Annotated in this window: 19 protein-coding genes and 2 tRNA genes; 17 read left to right on the top strand and 4 right to left on the bottom strand. The window is 62.7% G+C overall.

Going from position 1 to position 17922, the window contains the following annotated elements:
* Positions 1-54 precede the first annotated feature (54 nt).
* From ROH8110_RS16940 to ROH8110_RS16910, 7 genes are all read left to right on the top strand, one after another.
* Positions 55-1242, top strand: a complete 1188-nt coding sequence (locus tag ROH8110_RS16940; protein WP_085818920.1) for a pyridoxal-phosphate-dependent aminotransferase family protein — start codon at positions 55-57, stop codon at positions 1240-1242.
* 170 nt (positions 1243-1412) lie between these two features.
* Positions 1413-2387, top strand: a complete 975-nt coding sequence (locus tag ROH8110_RS16935; protein ID WP_085818919.1) for a TRAP transporter substrate-binding protein — start codon at positions 1413-1415, stop codon at positions 2385-2387.
* A 130-nt stretch (positions 2388-2517) separates the two neighbouring features.
* Positions 2518-3069 (top strand): TRAP transporter small permease, encoded by a 552-nt coding sequence (locus tag ROH8110_RS16930; protein WP_085818918.1) that lies wholly within the window; start codon positions 2518-2520, stop codon positions 3067-3069.
* Positions 3069-4349 (top strand): TRAP transporter large permease, encoded by a 1281-nt coding sequence (locus ROH8110_RS16925; RefSeq protein ID WP_085818917.1) that lies wholly within the window; start codon positions 3069-3071, stop codon positions 4347-4349. The genes ROH8110_RS16930 and ROH8110_RS16925 overlap by 1 nt, the downstream gene beginning before the upstream one ends.
* 7 nt (positions 4350-4356) lie before the next feature.
* Complete coding sequence (locus tag ROH8110_RS16920) at positions 4357-5130, top strand: enoyl-CoA hydratase (protein WP_085818916.1); 774 nt, start codon at positions 4357-4359, stop codon at positions 5128-5130.
* The gene (locus tag ROH8110_RS16915; RefSeq protein WP_085818915.1) at positions 5115-6338 is read left to right on the top strand and encodes a CaiB/BaiF CoA transferase family protein; all 1224 of its coding nucleotides are present in this window, start codon (positions 5115-5117) and stop codon (positions 6336-6338) included. Before ROH8110_RS16920 ends, ROH8110_RS16915 begins: the two co-directional genes overlap by 16 nt.
* Before the next feature lie 24 nt (positions 6339-6362).
* A complete protein-coding gene (locus ROH8110_RS16910) occupies positions 6363-7103 on the top strand; it encodes a 2-keto-4-pentenoate hydratase (RefSeq protein ID WP_085818914.1) in 741 nt (246 codons plus the stop codon).
* A 61-nt stretch (positions 7104-7164) separates the two neighbouring features.
* Here the strand turns inward: ROH8110_RS16910 and ROH8110_RS16905 are convergent.
* Positions 7165-7240: transfer RNA gene (locus ROH8110_RS16905), tRNA-Lys, on the bottom strand.
* A gap of 107 nt (positions 7241-7347) precedes the next feature.
* Between ROH8110_RS16905 and dapF the strand changes: the two genes are divergently transcribed.
* The 3 genes from dapF to ROH8110_RS16890 all read left to right on the top strand — a co-directional run bounded on the left by dapF (position 7348) and on the right by ROH8110_RS16890 (position 10236).
* The gene (dapF, locus tag ROH8110_RS16900) at positions 7348-8181 is read left to right on the top strand and encodes a diaminopimelate epimerase (protein ID WP_085818913.1); all 834 of its coding nucleotides are present in this window, start codon (positions 7348-7350) and stop codon (positions 8179-8181) included.
* Entirely contained in the window at positions 8178-9437 is a 1260-nt protein-coding gene (mtaB, locus tag ROH8110_RS16895) for a tRNA (N(6)-L-threonylcarbamoyladenosine(37)-C(2))-methylthiotransferase MtaB (protein ID WP_085818912.1), read from the top strand. The genes dapF and mtaB overlap by 4 nt, the downstream gene beginning before the upstream one ends.
* A gap of 196 nt (positions 9438-9633) precedes the next feature.
* A complete protein-coding gene (locus tag ROH8110_RS16890) occupies positions 9634-10236 on the top strand; it encodes a glutathione S-transferase (protein WP_085818911.1) in 603 nt (200 codons plus the stop codon).
* A 61-nt stretch (positions 10237-10297) separates the two neighbouring features.
* Here the strand turns inward: ROH8110_RS16890 and ROH8110_RS16885 are convergent, their stop codons facing one another.
* Complete coding sequence (locus ROH8110_RS16885; RefSeq protein ID WP_085818910.1) at positions 10298-10696, bottom strand: group I truncated hemoglobin; 399 nt, start codon at positions 10694-10696, stop codon at positions 10298-10300.
* 148 nt (positions 10697-10844) lie between these two features.
* Here ROH8110_RS16885 and ROH8110_RS16880 point away from each other — a divergent pair, with 148 nt between their 5' ends.
* On the top strand, positions 10845-11549 hold the full coding sequence (locus ROH8110_RS16880; RefSeq protein WP_085818909.1) for a winged helix-turn-helix transcriptional regulator: 705 nt from the start codon (positions 10845-10847) through the stop codon (positions 11547-11549).
* A 48-nt stretch (positions 11550-11597) separates the two neighbouring features.
* Here ROH8110_RS16880 and ROH8110_RS16875 read toward each other — a convergent pair whose 3' ends face one another.
* Positions 11598-12281, bottom strand: coding sequence for an outer membrane protein (locus ROH8110_RS16875; protein ID WP_085818908.1), 684 nt, complete (start codon positions 12279-12281; stop codon positions 11598-11600).
* A 219-nt stretch (positions 12282-12500) separates the two neighbouring features.
* On the opposite strand from ROH8110_RS16875, the gene petA reads away from it, so the two are divergent.
* The 4 genes from petA to ROH8110_RS16855 all read left to right on the top strand — a co-directional run bounded on the left by petA (position 12501) and on the right by ROH8110_RS16855 (position 16295).
* Complete coding sequence (gene petA / locus ROH8110_RS16870; RefSeq protein WP_085818907.1) at positions 12501-13079, top strand: ubiquinol-cytochrome c reductase iron-sulfur subunit; 579 nt, start codon at positions 12501-12503, stop codon at positions 13077-13079.
* An 11-nt stretch (positions 13080-13090) separates the two neighbouring features.
* Positions 13091-14437 carry a cytochrome b gene (gene petB, locus ROH8110_RS16865; RefSeq protein WP_085818906.1) on the top strand — a complete coding sequence of 449 codons (1347 nt, stop codon included), beginning with the start codon at positions 13091-13093 and terminating at the stop codon, positions 14435-14437.
* A 16-nt stretch (positions 14438-14453) separates the two neighbouring features.
* Entirely contained in the window at positions 14454-15242 is a 789-nt protein-coding gene (locus ROH8110_RS16860) for a cytochrome c1 (RefSeq protein WP_085818905.1), read from the top strand.
* A 150-nt stretch (positions 15243-15392) separates the two neighbouring features.
* A complete protein-coding gene (locus ROH8110_RS16855; RefSeq protein WP_085818904.1) occupies positions 15393-16295 on the top strand; it encodes a DMT family transporter in 903 nt (300 codons plus the stop codon).
* A 21-nt stretch (positions 16296-16316) separates the two neighbouring features.
* Here ROH8110_RS16855 and ROH8110_RS16850 read toward each other — a convergent pair whose 3' ends face one another.
* Complete coding sequence (locus ROH8110_RS16850) at positions 16317-17342, bottom strand: LacI family DNA-binding transcriptional regulator (protein WP_085818903.1); 1026 nt, start codon at positions 17340-17342, stop codon at positions 16317-16319.
* A gap of 122 nt (positions 17343-17464) precedes the next feature.
* On the opposite strand from ROH8110_RS16850, the gene ROH8110_RS16845 reads away from it, so the two are divergent.
* Both ROH8110_RS16845 and napE read left to right on the top strand, forming a co-directional pair.
* Positions 17465-17541 (top strand) — tRNA-Arg (locus ROH8110_RS16845).
* Between the two features lie 186 nt (positions 17542-17727).
* A complete protein-coding gene (gene napE, locus ROH8110_RS16840) occupies positions 17728-17919 on the top strand; it encodes a periplasmic nitrate reductase, NapE protein (protein ID WP_085818902.1) in 192 nt (63 codons plus the stop codon).
* Positions 17920-17922: the final 3 nt, after the last annotated feature.

The following is a 17922-nucleotide window of genomic DNA, read 5'->3' as shown; positions in this document are numbered from 1 at the left end:
CAGATTCAATCGCCCCGTCCTTGAGGGGCGCAGAGCTATTCTGGGAGAGAGATCATGACCGCTGGCCGACACTTTCTGCAGATCCCTGGCCCCTCCAATGTCCCCGACCGCATCCTGCGTGCGATGGATTATCCCACCATGGACCACCGTGGACCGGCCTTTGCCGATGTGGGCCGCAAGGCGCTCGAAGGGATGAAGGCCGTCTTCAAGACCGAATCGCGGGTGGTGATCTATCCGTCGTCGGGCACAGGCGCCTGGGAGGCGGCACTGGTCAACACTCTATCGCCTGGAGACAGCGTGCTGATGTTCGAGACCGGCCATTTCGCGACGCTCTGGAAGGGATTAGCCGAGAAGCTGGGCCTGAACCCGGTCTTCATCGAGGGCGACTGGCGCAGTGGTGCCGACGCCGATGCGATCGAAGCGCGATTGCGCGAGGACGCCGGTCACGAAATCAAGGCGGTCTGCGTGGTTCATAATGAAACCTCTACCGGCGCGGTATCGCCCATTCATGACGTGCGCCGCGCAATGGACGCCGCAAAGCATCCCGCGCTGTTGATGGTCGATACGATCTCGTCGCTGGCCTCGGTCGATTTCCGCCATGATGAATGGGGTGTCGATGTTACGGTTTCGGGGTCTCAGAAAGGGCTGATGTTGCCGCCGGGCCTGTCGTTCAACGCGATCAGCGAGAAGGCGATCAAAGCGTCCGAAGCCGCTGGTTTGAAGCGCTCATACTGGAGCTGGGACGAGATGGAAGGCCCCAACAAGACGGGCTATTTCCCCTACACTCCGGCGACAAACCTGCTGTATGGACTGAACGAGGCGCTCGACATGCTGTTGCATGAAGAGGGTCTTGAGAATGTCTTTGCGCGTCACAAGCGCCATGGAGAGGCCGCGCGCGCTGCGGTCGAGGCATGGGGGCTCGATGTGTTGTGCAAGGTGCCCGAGCATCGCTCGCCTGTGTTGACGGCGGTGATGATGCCTGAGGGTCATTCGGCTGACAACTTCCGGGCGGTAACCTTGCGCCATTACGATATGTCGCTGGGGAATGGCCTTTCCAAGGTCGCAGACCGGGTGTTCCGCATTGGCCATCTCGGTGACTTCAACGACCTGATGCTGTGCGGCACCCTGTCGGGGGTCGAAATGGGCCTGCGCGATGCGGGTGTGCCGCATAAGGCGGGCGGTGTGCAGGCAGCAATGGAGGTGTTGGGGCGCAAGTTCGATGGTGCCCGCGCCGCAGCCTGAAGACGAAGAACCCATGCAGCGAGCGGCAGGAGGAGGCCGATCGCTGCACGATAGGGGCGAAGCGGTTGCCCCGAAGACGCAAGTGCCAACCGCGCGGACGAGGTGAACAAGAAGACGTAAATTTCCGGTGATTTCGCCCGTGCATTGATCGAAAACCAAGGGAGGATCCAATGAAAAAGACTCTTATCGCAACAACCGTTGCCGCGCTGATGGCGGCGCCCGCAATGGCCGCCGATATCACGATGAAGTTCGGCCATGTCGGCGCGCCCGGCTCTCTTTTCGAGGCCAGCGTCAACAATTTTGCTGAATGCGTGGGCAGTGCTTCGGAGGGCAAGATCGAAGTGCAGACCTTCGGCTCGTCCCAGCTTGGCAAGGACAAGGAGCTTTTGCAGAAGCTCAAGCTGGGCCAGGTCGACTTCGCACTGCCGTCCTCGGTGATGTCGTCGGTGGACGACGTGTTCGGTATCTTCGAGATGCCCTATATCATCCAGGACCGCGACCACATGCGCCGGGTGCAGGGTGCCATGATGGACAAGTTCCAGTCGGCGGCGCAGGAGAACGGTTACTATATCGTCGGGCTCGCCGAGAACGGTTTTCGTCATATCACCAACAACGTGCGCCCGATCAACACGCCCGAGGATCTGAAGGGCGTGAAACTGCGCACGCCCAATGGCGCATGGCGCGTGAAGATGTTCCAGGAATACGGTGCGAATCCGACCCCGATGGCCTTCTCCGACGTGTTCACCGCGTTGCAGACGGGTGTGATCGACGGGCAGGAAAACCCCTATGCTCAGATTGCCTCGGCCAAGTTCCAGGAAGTGCAGAAATACCTTTCGATCACCGGGCACGTCTACACGCCGGCCTATATCCTGGCGTCGGACAAGACATTCTCGAGCCACCCCGAAGACGTCCAGACCTTGCTGCGTGACTGCGCGAGCAAGACCCAGGATTTCACTTATGAAAAGGCGGCGCAGCTGGAAGAGGAGCTTCTTGGCGTGATCAAGGACGCCGGTGTTGAGGTGAACGAGGCCGACAAGGCGGCGTTCATCGAGGCATCCAAGCCGATCTACGAGGGCTTCGCCGCCGAGGTCGACGGTGCTCAGGAAATGATCGACGAAGTGATGGGTCTGGCCCAGTCGGGCTGACCCGGTGAACTTTTTCCGGCGGCCCGTCTGACGGGCCGCCGGTTCTTATTGTCTTGCGTCTCCGTATCTCGGTGCCGACGGCCTCTTATGTCATGAGCCGCGGCGGGCCTTCTGCGAAAAGAAAGCAAAAATGACCGTTTTGTATCGCATCAATCAGTTCGTCAGTCGTATCCTGGAAGGCATAACGATTGTCTTGATGGTCATGCTGACCCTGATCGTGATCGTCGCCGTTCTCGCCCGCCTGATGGGGCAGAGCTTTTCTTGGTATGACGAAGTCGCCGCAATCATGCTGGCGTGGATAACCTATTATGGTTCGGCGCTCGCGGCGCTGCATCGACGTCATATCGGGTTCGACTCGGTTCTTCTGGCGCTACCGCCAAAGTTTCGCCTGGGCGCGGTGTTGCTTGGGGAGCTTCTGGTTCTGACCTTCTTCTTCCTGATGGCGCGTGCTGGCCTTCAGGTTCTCGAGGTGCTGGCCGGTGACCGGCTGGTTTCGCTGACCTGGGTGCCGGTGCAACTGACGCAATCGGTCATTCCCATCGGCGCCATCCTCTTCATGATCTGCCAGTTGCTGAGTTTGCCCGAGTATTGGTCCAAGACGCGGCGGGGCATTTCACTGGAACATGCCGAGATCGAAGAAGAGGTCGAGATCGAACTGCACAAGAATGAGGGTCGAGCCTGATGCTTATGCTTGCCATTTTCGTCGCACTGGTTGCGATGATCTGTATAAATGTTCCGATCGCAGTCGCGCTTGCGCTGGCGGGAGTCCTGGGCCTGCTTGTCAGCGAGGGCCCCTCGAGCCTCGTGACCATCGCTCTCGACATGTATGACGGCTCGACCAAGTTCTCTCTGATCGCCATCCCGATGTTCGTTCTGGCGGGCGCGATCATGAATGCGGGTGGGGTCACGGACCGGCTGATCAATTTCGTCTCGGCATTGATCGGGTTCATCCGGGGCGGGCTGGCGATGGTCAATATCGGCGTGTCGCTGTTCTTCGCGGAAATCTCCGGCTCGGCGGTGGCGGATGTTGCGGCTATGGGCTCAATCCTCATACCGCAGATGAAGAAGCGCGGCTATTCCAAGGAGCTTTCGGCTTCCGTTACATCGTCTTCGGCCTCGCTGGCGATCATCATTCCGCCTTCGATCCCGATGATCCTCTACGCGGCTTCGGCCAATACCTCGGTCGAGCAGTTGTTCGTCGCGGGCGTGGTGCCGGGCCTGCTGGGGGCGGCCGGGCTGATGCTGGTCGCCTACATCTTTGCGCGCCGTTACAACCTGCCGACTGAAGACGCCTTCAACATCCCGCGCCTGCGCGAGACCTTCATCGATGCTCTTCCGGCCTTTTCCCTGCCGGTGATCATCCTTGGCGGCATCTTCGGCGGCTTTGTTACCGCCACCGAGGCGGCGGGCCTTGCAGTGATCGCCGCGATCATCGTGTCGATCTGGTATCGCGAGATCGACGTCAAGCACCTGCGCCGTGCCATGCTGGATGGTGGTATGCAAACGGCAATCGTGATGCTGCTGGTGGCGGCTTCGGTCCTGATGGGCGGCTTCCTTACGCGTGCCCAGATTCCCCAGGAACTGGCGCGAGGCATCCTGTCGGTCACATCCGAGCAATGGTTGATCCTGCTGATCCTGAATTTCTTTTTCCTGGTCATCGGCTTCTTCCTCCATTCGGCGGCGGCGATCATCTTGGTCGTTCCCATCGTGATCCCGCTGATCAACGCGGCGGGCATCGACCCGGTGCATTTCGGTCTCGTCGTGACGCTGAACCTTGCAATCGGTCAGCAAACGCCGCCGGTGGCGTCGGTGTTGATCACGTCGTGTGCCGTGGCGCGCGCCAACATCTGGGAGGTGTCCAAGGTCAATGTGTGGTTTGTCGGGGTTCTCTTGGCGGTGCTGATGCTGTGCACCTATGTGCCTTCGGTGCCGCTCTTCCTGGTCGAATATTTCTACAGATGAGGTTCCTATGAGTGAACTGACACATTCGCTGAGCGGACAGACGCTCTGGATCACGTTCAACCGCCCGGAGGCGCGCAACGCGCTGACTTTCGCGATGTATGAGGCTCTGGCCGATCTGTGTCGTAATGTGCCTGAGGACGGGAGCGTGCGCGCCGTGGTGCTGTCGGGTGCTGGCGGCAAGGCCTTTGCCGCGGGCACCGATATGACCCAGTTTCGTGCCTTTGATAAGGCGCAGGATGCGTTGGACTACGAAGCCCGGATCGACGCGGTGCTCGAAGCAGTCGAGCGTTGCCCGGTTCCGACTGTCGCTGCCATCAACGGCGCATGCACCGGCGGCGGCGCGGCGATCGCGGCGGCTTGCGATCTGCGCATCGCCAGCGCCAGCCTGAAGTTCGGATTCCCAATCGCGCGGACCTTGGGCAACTGCCTTGCAGCAGCGAATCTCGGGCGGCTCAGCGCCTTGATGGGAGCGGGCCGTGTGCGCGAGATGATCTTCACAGCCCGCCTGATCGAAGCCAACGAGGCGCTGAACTGTGGCTTGGTAACCGAGATCCTGCCCGACGAGGCCGCCCTGATGGAGCGCGCGGAGTCGCTGGCAATGCATCTGGCGAAGATGGCCCCACTCACGCTGCGTGCGACCAAGGAAGCGATGCGGCGCAATCAGGCAGCCGCCCGTGCCGAAGATTCCGACCTGATAGAGCTGTGTTACATGAGCAATGATTTCCGCCACGGTCTGGAAGCATTTCTTGCCAAGGAGAAGCCGCAATGGACGGGGACGTGAACCCGCGCAACGCTACCGGCCCGCTTGCCGGAATGAAGGTGATCGAACTGGCGCATATCATGGCCGGGCCGGTCTGTGGACTGATGCTGGCCGATATGGGCGCCGACGTGATCAAGGTGGAAAAGCCCGACGGAGACGACAGCCGCCGTTTCGTGCCCCCCGCGATCAATGGAGAATCCGCCGCCTACATGATGATGAACCGCAACAAGCGGGGCATTGCGCTGAACCTCAAGCAGGCCGATGCCGTGACCGCCCTCAGGCGGCTTCTGGAAACCGCGGATGTGGTGATCGAGAACTACCGCATGGGCACGATGGAGCGTCTTGGCCTTGGCTATGAGGAGCTGCGCCGGATCAATCCGCGCCTGATCTATTGCGAGATTTCGGGCTTCGGGCGCACCGGCCCCTATGCGCAGCGTGGCGGGTTCGACCTGATCGCGCAGGGCATGTCTGGCCTGATGTCGATCACGGGCGAAGGGCCGGGCCGCCCACCGGTGAAACCGGGTGCGCCGATTTCCGACATCACCGCCGGGATCATCGGGGCAATGGGCGTTTCGGCAGCCTATGCGCGGATGCTTCAGACCGGCGAGGGCCAGAAGGTCGATACGTCATTGTTCGAGGCGGCGATCACCCAGACCTATTGGCAATCCGCCATCGCCTTCGCCACGGGCGCGTCGCCGGGGCCGCTTGGCTCGGCGCACCCCCTCAATGCGCCCTACCAATCGTTTCGCACATCCGATGGCTGGATCAATGTCGGCGCCGCGAACCAGCGCAACTGGGAGCGTTTCCTGGACGTGATCGGTGCGCCTGAACTGGGGACGGATCCCCGCTTTTCCAGCAATCACGACCGCATGCAGCACTTGCCCGAACTGGAGCAGATCCTGAACGAAAAGCTGGCAGGCGAAACCACCGCCACTTGGCTCGAGCGGATGGAGCGCGCCGGCCTGCCCGCAGGCCCGGTTCTGAGCATCATGGAGATGCAGGCCGATCCGCAGGCGCTGGCGCGCGACATGATCGTGTCGCTCGATCACCCCACGGCCGGTCAGGTCAAGACCCTCGGGCATCCTGTCAAGTTCAGTGAGACACCTGCCAGCATCAATTGCCCCGCCCCGGTTCTGGGCCAGCACAGCCGTGACGTTCTGGACGAGGCGGGCTATGACGACGCGACAATCGAAGCGATGATCGCGGCAGGCGCGGTGATCGCGGCCTGAGACAGATCACGAACAGGAGTCATCATGCCCGAGGCACTGGCCCGATTGCTCGCACAGGCCCGCCGTGGCGGCACCAAGGTGCCCAACAGCGCCGGGGAGGGGCTGACCCGCGAAGGCGCCTTTGAGGTTCAGGAGCGGTTGGCTGCGTCCTTTGGGCCGGTAGGGGGCTTCAAGGTGGCGTGCCCGCCCGATGCGCCCATCGTGATCGCGCCGATCTATTCCAGCGACATTCATGACAGCCCCGCAACCCTATCGATTCCGGCTAAGGAAGCGGTTGGGGTCGAGATGGAATACGCCTTTCGCCTGCTCGAACCTCTGCCCGATCCGATGGCATCTGATTTCGCCTCGCGCCTGCGCGCGGCGGTAGAGCTCTTGCCTGCGCTTGAATTGGTGCGTGCGCGCATCGCCGATCCGGTCGCGGCCGATCCCTTGTTGAAAATGGCTGACAACCAGATCAACGGTGCCGTGGTCCTGGGCGATCCCTTGCGCGACTGGCGGGCGCAGGACGTGACCCGCGCCGCGGGGCGGCTTCAGGCCGGAAGCGAGGTGCTGCTGGACGGCGCCGCAAGGGTTCCTGGTGGCGATGCCTTTGAAACGCTGTGCAAGTTCGCCCTCGCCATCGGTGCACATTGCGGGGGCTGGCAGCCGGGGCAGGTGGTGATCACGGGTTCGCTCAACGGGTTGCCCTGGCTCAGCCCGGGGCTCAACATTGCCGGGCAGATCGACGGGCTTGGCACCCTCGAGATGCGTCTAGACGCCGCCTGATTCAGACGCTCTCGCATCACGTCCACAAGCGCCATCCCGGCTTGCAGAAATTCCGGATAAGTGGTGAGCCGTGCAGGATTCGAACCTGCGACCCACTGATTAAAAGTCAGTTGCTCTACCAACTGAGCTAACGGCCCACTAGGCGGCCTATCTAGAAAGTGGCGGGCAGGGGGTCAAGCCCGAAATTGCCGGTTTTGGTCATGGACGCTGGATTCGTTTCGACACGAGGTTTATATGCCCGCTCATGACTACGCGCAGCGATACCGGTTTGCCCTTCATGAAAATGCACGGGCTGGGGAACGACTTTGTCGTGCTGGATGCGCGTGCGCGCGGCGTCGATGTTACGCCGGCCCTGGTTCTTGCCGTGGCGGACCGGCGGACGGGGGTGGGATTCGACCAGCTTGCGGTGATCTCGCAAGGGACGGCGGATGGGCATCTGACATTTTATAATTCGGATGGCTCGGCGTCAGCGGCCTGTGGCAATGCCACGCGCTGTATCGCGCGGTTCCTGATGGACGAGACCGGGCGCGAGCGCCTGCATCTGACCTCGGCGCGTGGCGATCTTCATGCGGTGGATGCGGGTGGGGGGCTGACCTCGGTGAACATGGGCCAGCCGCAGCTTGACTGGCGCGACATTCCGCTGGCCGAGGAGATGGATACACTGGAACTGCCGATCGAGGGCGGGCCCGCTGCGACGGGCATGGGAAACCCGCATTGCTCTTTTTTTGTTGAGGATTCCGAGGCGATTCCCCTTGAGCAGTTCGGCCCGCGCTATGAACATCACCCGCTTTATCCCGAGCGCACGAACGTTCAGGTCGCCAGCCTGATCGGCAAGGATCATCTGCGGATGCGGGTCTGGGAACGGGGCGTCGGGGTGACGTTGGCGTCGGGGTCGTCGTCTTGCGCCGTGGCGGTGGCGGCGGCGCGGCGGGGGCTGACGGGGCGGAAGGTGCGGATAGACCTGGATGGCGGGACGCTGCATGTGGAGTGGCGCGAAGACGGGGTTTGGATGACGGGCGAGACGATGCATGTGTTCGACGGGGTGCTGACGGATGCGTTCCTCAGGGGGATCGGATGACGCAGGCGCCGCGATTCACCACGCTCGGATGCCGCCTCAACGCCTATGAAACCGAGGCGATGAAAGAGCTCAGCCAGCAAGCGGGCCTGGAAAACGCTGTAATCATAAATACTTGTGCGGTCACGGCAGAGGCGGTGCGCAAGGCGCGGCAGGAGATCCGGCGCTTGCGGCGAGAGCATCCCGACGCGCGCCTGATCGTCACCGGCTGCGCCGCGCAGACCGAGCCCGAGACCTTTACCGCGATGGCCGAAGTGGACGCCGTGATCGGGAACACCGAGAAGATGCAGCCCGAAACCTGGAAGGGCATGGCAGCGGATTTCATAGGTAAAACAGAGGCTTGCCAGGTAGACGACATCATGAGCGTGACCGAAACCGCCGGTCACCTGATCGACGGTTTCGGGTCCCGGAGCCGGGCTTATGTACAGGTGCAGAACGGGTGTGACCATCGGTGCACGTTCTGCATTATTCCTTATGGCAGGGGAAATTCGCGGTCGGTGCCGGCCGGGGTGGTAGTGGATCAGATCCGGCGGCTGGTGGCGCGGGGGTATAACGAGGTGGTGCTGACGGGGGTCGATCTGACCAGCTGGGGCGCCGATCTGCCCGCGGCGCCGCGCCTTGGCGACCTGGTGATGCGCATCCTGAAACTGGTGCCCGACCTGCCACGCCTGCGAATTTCTTCCATTGATTCCATAGAGGTAGACGAAAACCTCATGCAGGCGATCGCCACCGAGCCGCGGCTGATGCCGCATCTTCACCTGAGCCTTCAGCATGGGGATGACCTGATCCTGAAACGGATGAAGCGGCGGCATTTGAGGGGGGATGCGATACGGTTTGTGGAGGAGGCGAAGCGGTTGCGGCCGGAGATGACATTCGGGGCGGATATCATCGCGGGGTTCCCGACCGAAACCGAGGAAGCGTTCGCTAACTCATTGAAATTGGTAGAAGAATGCCAGCTTACATGGCTGCATGTCTTTCCCTACAGCCCGCGCCCCGGCACGCCCGCGGCGCGGATGCCGCAGGTGCATGGCAAGGACATCAAGGAACGCGCGGCACAATTGCGCGCGGCGGGCGCGGCGCAGGTGACCCGACATCTTGCGGAGCAACAGGGGCGGACCCACCGCATCTTGATGGAAAACCCCCGGATGGGGCGCACGGAGCAGTTCACCGAGGTGGCGTTCGACGCCGACCGGGAGGAAGGCCAGATCGTCACGGCGACTGTCACCGGCACCCGCGGTCAGCAGCTGGTGGCGGCCTGAGCAACGTACAAAACGTCCGTTTTGTACGCCGCTTTTGTACAGGAATGACCGGGTTGGCGAAAAGATGTGTACAGAACCGGAAATCGGGCCGGATTCGGCGTGATCCCCCTCTTGTGCGTCGCGCGGATCACGGGGCTGTTCAAGCGCCCCGGTGCGCCCTAAGCTTGCGCGGATTATCCAATTGGAGAGTGACAAGATGAAGCTCATTTCCTCGGGCACGTCGCCATTCGTGCGAAAGGTTCTGGTGCTGCTCAACGAGACCGGGCAGCTGGACGAAGTCGAGTTGGTGACGGCGGCGACCACGCCCTATGACACCGCCCCCAAAGTGGCGAGCGCGAATCCCATCGGCAAGATCCCGGCGCTGATCCGCGCGGAGGGTCCGGCGATCTATGACAGCCGGGTGATCTGCCGCTATCTCGATGATCGTGCGCGGGCCGGACTTTACCCGGACGGGCGCCTTTGGGAGACCCTGACGCTGGAAGCGACAGCGGACGGGATCATGGAGGCGGCGGTGCTGATGGTCTACGAGCACAAGATGCGCCCCGGTGAAGCCTTTGTGGAGGCCTGGGTCGACGCACAATGGGCCAAGGTCGAGCGGGCGGTCGGGGCGCTGAACGCGCGCTGGATGAGCCATCTGCGCGGGCCGCTGGACATGGGGCAGATCGCCGTGGGCTGTGCCCTGGCCTATCTGGATTTCCGCCATGACGACCGCGGCTGGCGCAAGGGCAACGATGCGTTGGATGACTGGTTCGCCGTTTTCGCGCAGCGCGACAGCATGGTGGCGACGCGCCCGCATTGATGAATGGCCGGGGCGGTGCGTGCGCGCGAGCCGCCCCGCCCCGCACGGGCCTTGTGCCCGGTCAGACGCGGATGATCTCGTCCTTGAGGGAATAGACGATCGCCAGAACCTCGTTTCTGGTGGCGGCGTCATGGCCGTGCTGTTCCATCGTATCGAGAATATCGTCAGTCGCGGCGAGGAATTCCGCCGCGTTGATATTCATGCCGCGATGCGCCTCGGGCATGGAGCGGCCCTCGTATCGGTCAGGCCCGCCCGCGCCGAGCACGAAGAAGTCGCAGACATGTTTCTTGATTCCGGCCAGATGATCGGCGTCATCCTGATAGGGCAGGAAGCGCGCCTTGATCTCGGGGTTGAGCATATGCGCGTCGATGACGCCATCGACCAGCTGGCGGACGCCTTCGGTTGCCCCGAGGCGTTCAAAAAGGGTGGCGGTGTTTATCTCTTTGCCCAGTGAATTCATCTTGAATCTCCTTCTCCCTTGTCGAGGTCCGGAGGCCGGCCTCGTGGCCCGACAGTGACAGGCCGGGACACGGCGCTGCCAGTGCACGATCTGTATCAGGAGTCGAATTTTTGTGCGGGATCGGGTAGGGTAATGCTTTGGAGGCACCATGGCGGATCAAAGTTATCGCCAGTTCTGTCCCGTCGCCATGGCGGCGGAGGTTCTGTGCCCGCGCTGGACGATGGTCCTGTTACGTGAATTGGTGGCCGGATCGGCGCGCTTCAACGAATTGCGCCGGGGCGTGCCGAGGATGTCACCAACGCTGTTATCCAAACGTCTGCGCGAACTGGAGCGCGCCGGGATCGTCACCCGCAGCCCGGCCCCCGAGGATTCCGGTCACATGGCTTATGAGCTGACGGAGGCAGGGCGCGACCTTGCACCGGTGATCGAGGCGTTCGGCACATGGGGTCAGAAATGGATCGAGGCCGAGCCGAGCCTCAAGAATGTCGATCCGGGGCTGTTGATGTGGGACATGCGCCGCAACCTCGACCCGACGCCATTGCCGCTCAGAAAGACGGTTTTCGCGTTTCTTTACTCCGATCAGCCTGAGGGTCGCCGGGATTGGTGGCTGATTGTCGAGCCGGGAAAGAGTGTCGATCTGTGTTCGATAGATCCGGGTTTCGACGTCGATCTGTTCGTGGAGACCGATCTGAAATGCATGACGGCGATCTGGATGGGGCTGACGACGGTCAGGCAGGCACTGGATCAGGGGAAAATGTCGCTGGAAGGGGATCGCGGGCTGGCCGACCGGATGCAGGTCTGGCTGGGGCGCAGCCCCTTTGCGCGCCAGAAGAAGCTGGCCGGGACGGGCTGAGCGGGCGGCGAAGGGGCGGCGCTGGCTGCGCCGCCGCCTTGGGGAACATCAGAAGCTGTAGCTGACGCCGATATTGAAGGCGTGCGACAGGATTTCGGTTTTCATCTTGCCAGCGAACTGGCCGGGTGCGGGGTCGATGGTGATGTCGTTGTCCGACCAGGTGAACTGGTATTCCCCGAACAGCGCCCATCTTTCGTTGAAGTCGTATTTCAGCCCGGCGATCCCGCGAAGGGCGAGGCCGGTGACTTCGAAATCGTGGGTGCGCACGGGCGAGCCTGTGACCTCGATATCGACATGGGGAATGGCGACGCCGACGCCCGCGCCCAGGTAGGGCGTGAATTTCGGGGTCTGCTTGAAGGCGCCGGGCCAGCGTTTCATCACGTTGGCGGTGATGATGTTGTGGCCGTCCGAAAGCTCCATCCGGTTGACGCCGAGCGCCAGGCGGTCGAGCGGCGAGGCATAGGCCTTGACGTGGGTGCCCTCGAGGCCGAAGCCGATATTGTTGTCGAGCCACCAGATCGCACGGCCGCCATAATAGATCGGGCTGTCGAGGGGCTTGCCCTCCCAGTCCATCGAACGGTTGAAGGGGGCGCCGCCGGGCAGGTAGCCCGAGGCGTTGGAGCCCGCGACGCTTTGCACACCGAGATAGAGGCTGAGTTCCATTTCGGCGGCGGCGGGGCTGGCGAGGGCGGAGGCGGCCAGAAGGGCGCTTGCGGCAATCGATGTTTTCATGGGGGAATGCTTTCGTTGCGATGGGGCGAGTCTGGGTGCTAGATACACCTGCGCTGCGCGGGTCTCAAGCGCGACACTTCCGCGCCATGAATGAAACGATAGGATTGCATACTGGACTGCCCTTGAATCGCCCGCTAAATAGCGATCCAAACGGACCCGCGTTCTTGCGTTGTGCAGACGGCGGGGCGCCGTGACGTCTATGAGAATGGAGTAAAACCCGTGTCCCACGCAGAAAACCACGAAGGCACCCGCAGAGATTTTCTCTATTATGCCACCGCAGGCGCGGGGGCGGTGACCGCAGGGGCCGCGATCTGGCCGCTCGTGCACCAGATGAACCCGTCGGCAGACGTTCAGGCGCTGAGCTCGATCCGGGTCGATATCTCGGGTGTGGACCAGGGCACGCAGCTGACAGTGAAATGGCTGGGCAAGCCGGTGTTCATCCGCCGCCGCACCGCGGCCGAGATCGAGAATGCGCGCGCGGTCGACCTGGCGGATCTGCCGGACAAGATCGCACGCAACAACAATATCGAGGGCGACGTGCCCGCCAATGACGAGAATCGCACGATGGACGAGGCGGGCGAGTGGCTGGTTCAGATGGGTGTCTGCACGCATCTGGGCTGTGTGCCGCTGGGCAATGCCGGCGACTATACCGCGGCGGACAATGTCGGCGGCTGGTTCTGCCCCTGCCACGGGTCGCATTACGACACGTCTGGCCGTATCCGCAAAGGCCCCGCACCGGAGAACCTGCCGGTGCCGATCGCCGAATTCGTCGACGAATCGACGATCAAACTGGGATAAGGAAAGCACTCATGTCCGGAATTCCGCACGATCACTACGAACCGAAGTCTGGCGGCGCGAAATGGCTTCATTCGCGCCTGCCCATTGTCGGCCTGCTCTATGACACGCTGATGATCCCGACCCCCAAGAACCTCAACTGGATGTGGATCTGGGGCATCGTCCTGACCTTCTGTCTGGCGTTGCAGATCGTGACCGGCATCGTGCTGGTGATGCATTACACGCCGCATGTGGACATGGCATTCGCGTCGATCGAGCATATCATGCGCAACGTGAATGGCGGGCATATGCTTCGGTATCTGCACATGAACGGCGCGTCGCTGTTCTTCCTTGCCGTTTACATCCACATTTTCCGCGGTCTCTATTACGGCTCCTACAAGGCGCCGCGAGAGATCACGTGGATCGTCGGGATGCTGATTTACCTGATGATGATGGGCACGGCCTTCATGGGCTACGTGCTGCCCTGGGGGCAGATGTCGTTCTGGGGTGCCACGGTGATTACCGGCCTGTTTGGTGCGATTCCCTTCATCGGTGAGCCGATCCAGACATGGCTGCTGGGCGGACCGGCGGTCGATAACGCCACGCTGAACCGATTCTTCTCGCTGCATTACCTGCTGCCCTTCGTGATCGCGGCGCTGGTGGCGATCCATATCTGGGCCTTCCACACCACGGGCAACAACAACCCCACCGGTGTCGAAGTGCGGCGCGGCTCGAAGGCCGAGGCCGAGAAGGACACGGTGCCGTTCTGGCCCTATTTCGTGATGAAGGACCTTTTCGCGCTGGCCCTGATCATGGTGGTGTTCTTCGCGATCGTCGGCTTCATGCCGAACTACCTGGGCCATCCCGACAACTATATCGAGGCCAACCCGCTGGTGACGCCGTCGCATATCGTGCCGGAATGGTATTTCCTGCCCTTCTACGCGATCCTGCGGGCCTTTACCGCGGATGTCTGGGTGGTGATGTTCGCCAGCTGGATCACCGGCGGCATCATCGACGCCAAGTTCTTCGGTGTGCTGGCGATGTTCGGCGCGATCGCGGTGATGGCGCTGGTGCCGTGGCTGGATACATCGAGCGTGCGCTCGGGCCGTTACCGGCCGATGTTCAAATGGTGGTTCGCCCTGCTGGTGCTGGATTTCGTCGTCCTGATGTGGGCGGGTGCGATGCCGGCGGAGCCGCCCTATTCGACCATCTCGCTGATCGGATCGGCCTATTGGTTCGCGTATTTCCTGGTCATCCTGCCGCTGCTTGGCGTGATCGAGAAACCGCAAACGCCGCCCGAGACCATCGAAGCCGATTTCGATGCGCACTACCCCAAGGCATCCGGTGACGCGGGTCAGACCGCCGCCACACCTGCCGAATAAGAAAGGACACGGGACAATGTTGAAGAAACTCGCGATTACCGCAGTCGCCGCCCTGACCCTTTCGGCCGGTGGTGCGCTGGCGGCCGGCGGGGAAGGCCACATCGAGGATGTGAACTTCTCCTTCGAGGGTCCGTTCGGCACGTTCGACCAGAACCAGCTGCAACGCGGCCTTCAGGTCTATACCGAGATCTGCTCGTCCTGCCACGGCATGACCTATGTGCCGCTGCGCACCCTGGGCGACGAGGGCGGGCCGCATCTGCCCGCCGACCAGGTGCGCGCCTATGCGGCGCAGTTCGAGGTGTTCGATCCCGAGCTGGACGATTTCCGCGAAGCCAAGCCGACGGACCATTTCCCGGCGTCCAACGACCCGAATGCGCCGGACCTGAGCCTGATGGCCAAGAAGCGCGCCGGGTTCCACGGCCCCTACGGCACCGGACTTTCGCAGCTGTTCAACGGCATGGGCGGACCGGAATATATCGTCTCGATCCTGACCGGCTATACCGGTGAGGACAAGTTCGAGGCCGGCACGACCTTTTACGAGAACACCGCCTTTCCGGGCGGCTGGATCGCGATGGCACCGCCGCTTTACGGCGAGGACGTGGAATATGCCGACGGCCATTCCAACTCCATGCATCACGAGGCAGAGGATGTCGCGGCCTTCCTGATGTGGGCGGCCGAACCCAAGATGATGGCCCGCAAGCAGGCCGGTCTGACCGGGGTGATCTTCCTGACCGTGCTGACGGTGCTGCTCTACCTGACCAACAAGCGCATCTGGGCGCCGATCAAGGGCAAGAAAACCGCCTGACACGATGAGTCGGCGGAGCGTCGGCTCGCGTCGTGCGAAAGACAAGAGATCAGCGCCCTTGCAGTGGATTGCAGGGGCGCTGTTCGTTTCAGATATCGCGGCCGGGCGGCGCGATTGCCCGCCAGGGCGCGTTGAACCGAGTGCGGGATCATGAACGATCATCACGTCACCGGGCTGGCCACAGCCATCGTCTTCGCCACGGGGGCATTCTGGGGCTTCTATTGGCTTGCGGTGCGCGCCCTGAGCGAGATGGGCCTGGGCGGCGCATGGGGCACGGTGGCCGTGACCGGATCGGCGGTGCTTTTGCTTTTGCCATCCGCGCTGCGGCGCTGGCGCGCGATCCGGCATGCGGGCGGCGTCGCTCTGGTCTCTATCGCCATCGGCGGCGCGGCCTTCGCGCTTTATTCGGTGGCCTTCGTCTATGGCCGGGTCGCGATCGTCATCCTGCTTTACTTCCTGACGCCGGTCTGGAGCACGCTGATCGGCCGCTACGTGATGGGCTGGCATACCCCACCCATGCGGCTGCTGGCGATCGGCGTGGGTCTTGCCGGCCTTGCAATGATGCTGAGCGCGGATGGCATGGTGCCGGTGCCGCGCAGCATCGGCGAATGGATGGCCCTGCTGGCCGGGCTTCTGTGGTCGGTCGGGACGACGGGAATCCGGTCGAAATCGGTGCTGGGGCCGGTCGAGGCGGCGTTTGTCTTTGCCCTTGGCGGGATGGTGGCATCCTGCCTGCTGGCGCCGCTTCTGGCGCCCTTGCCGAATGGCGACAGCCTTGGCGATGGCTGGAAGCTGCTGGCGCTTGCCTTTGGGGCGGGGGGCCTTTGGTGGGTGCTGTCGATTGGCGGTCTGATGTGGGCGACCGTGCGGCTGGAGCCGGCGCGGGTCGGTATCTTGCTGATGACCGAGGTTCTTGTCGGTGCGCTGTCCGCGGCCCTGCTGGCGGATGAGCATTTGCGCGGGATGGAACTTGTGGGCGGCGCTCTGGTGCTGCTGGCGGGTGTGCTGGAGGTCTGGCCGGTGAGGCGGCGGCGCGCGGTGAGGGAGCGGTGAGCGCGGGCTGCCGGAGTTGCGTCAGTCGCGGCGCAGGGTGTCGCCGAAGGTGATCGTGGGCTCCAGCGCGACGCGCACGGGGTCCGTCTGGTCGGGGTGTTCCACACGGTCGGCGATGATCTGCGCGGCGCGGCGGCCGATCTCGATCCGGCAGGCATCCATCGTGGCCAGTTCGCGCGGCAGGCCCTTGAGCAGGTCCAGCCCGTTGAAACCGGCAAGCCCGACCTGGCCGGGAATGTCGATGCCCTGTTCGATGAGATACATGAGCCCGCCCGCACCGATCTTGTCATTCGAGTAATAGAGGAAATCGAGGTCGGGCGTGCGTTTGAGCAGCGTCTCGGTCATCTCGCGGCCCTTCACCAGCGCCGAACCGCCGGAATAGAATTCCTGGTCGGCGACTTCGATCCCGGCCTTGGCAAGGGCCTGGGTGAAGCCCTCGAAGCGTTTGCGCGCGCGGTGATCGAGCGGCATCTTGGTGCCGAGGAAGCCGATGCGCCGATACCCGGCCTTGATGATCGCCTGCGCCATCTGCTGACCGGCGCGGCGATGCGAGATGCCGACCACGGAATCGACCGGCGTGCCGTCCACATCCATGATCTCGACCACGGGAATGCCCGAGGCGCGCAGCATCGCGCGGCTGGCATCGGAATGTTCGAGCCCGGCGATGATGACCCCTGAAGGGCGCCAGGAGAGCATCTCGTAAAGGACCTTCTCCTCTTTCTCGGGAAGGTAGTCGGTGAGGCCGACAACCGGCTGGAGATCGGTTTCCTCGAGGATCTGGCTGATCCCGGTCATGACCTCGGGAAAGACCATGTTGGACATCGAGGGGATGATCACGGCGACAAGGTTGACCCGCTGACTGGCGAGCGCGCCCGCGATCTTGTTGGGCACGTAGCCGAGGCGCTTGGCGGCTTCGAGCACGCGCTGGCGGGTGGCATCGGAGACGTCGCCCCGGTTGCGCAGAACGCGGCTCACGGTCATTTCGGAAACGCCCGAGGCCTCGGATACGTCGCGCAGGGTCAGGGGGCGATGATCGGGCTTGGTCACGTCGGGATGTCCTGAAGGGCTTTTGTCAGTGTTAGCGCGAAGGGCGCCAGGGGATCAAGCGCCACGCGCGGTGCAATCGACCGATGACAAAGCCCGAGCGGCGCGCTAAAGGGGGGCCGGACGGCCCCGTGGCTCAACTGGATAGAGCAGCCCCCTCCTAAGGGGCAGGTTGCAGGTTCGAATCCTGCCGGGGTCGCCATTTTGATCCAGGGTTGCGGAATGTCATGGGCGGGCGTGTGTGCTTTTGCCGTTGATCCCATCGTCGGGATCGGCGGGATTCTGGTGACGCGGGACACTGGTGTTGAATTTTCAAACACGGTTTTGTTACCATGGGTGTCAGGCTGCAGTATCGGACTGAACCTGCAATGCGGCCGGGAAGGAAGCGATGTCTCTTCGACAAGCAACCGAACCGGGTTCCACGCCGCGCGAACCGCAGCGACGCAAGGAACTGATGAATTTCCTGATCCTGGCTTTCGGTATCTGGCCGGTCGTGGCCGTGGGTGCGGTGGGCGGTTACGGCTTCCTGGTGTGGATGTATCAGCTGATATCCGGGCCGCCGGGCCCGGCGGGGCACTGAAGG

Source organism: Roseovarius halotolerans, assembly GCF_900172255.1.
GTDB lineage: Bacteria > Pseudomonadota > Alphaproteobacteria > Rhodobacterales > Rhodobacteraceae > Roseovarius > Roseovarius halotolerans.
The sequence above is the reverse complement of the archived record's forward strand: the minus strand, read 5'-3'. Positions and strand labels throughout refer to the sequence as shown.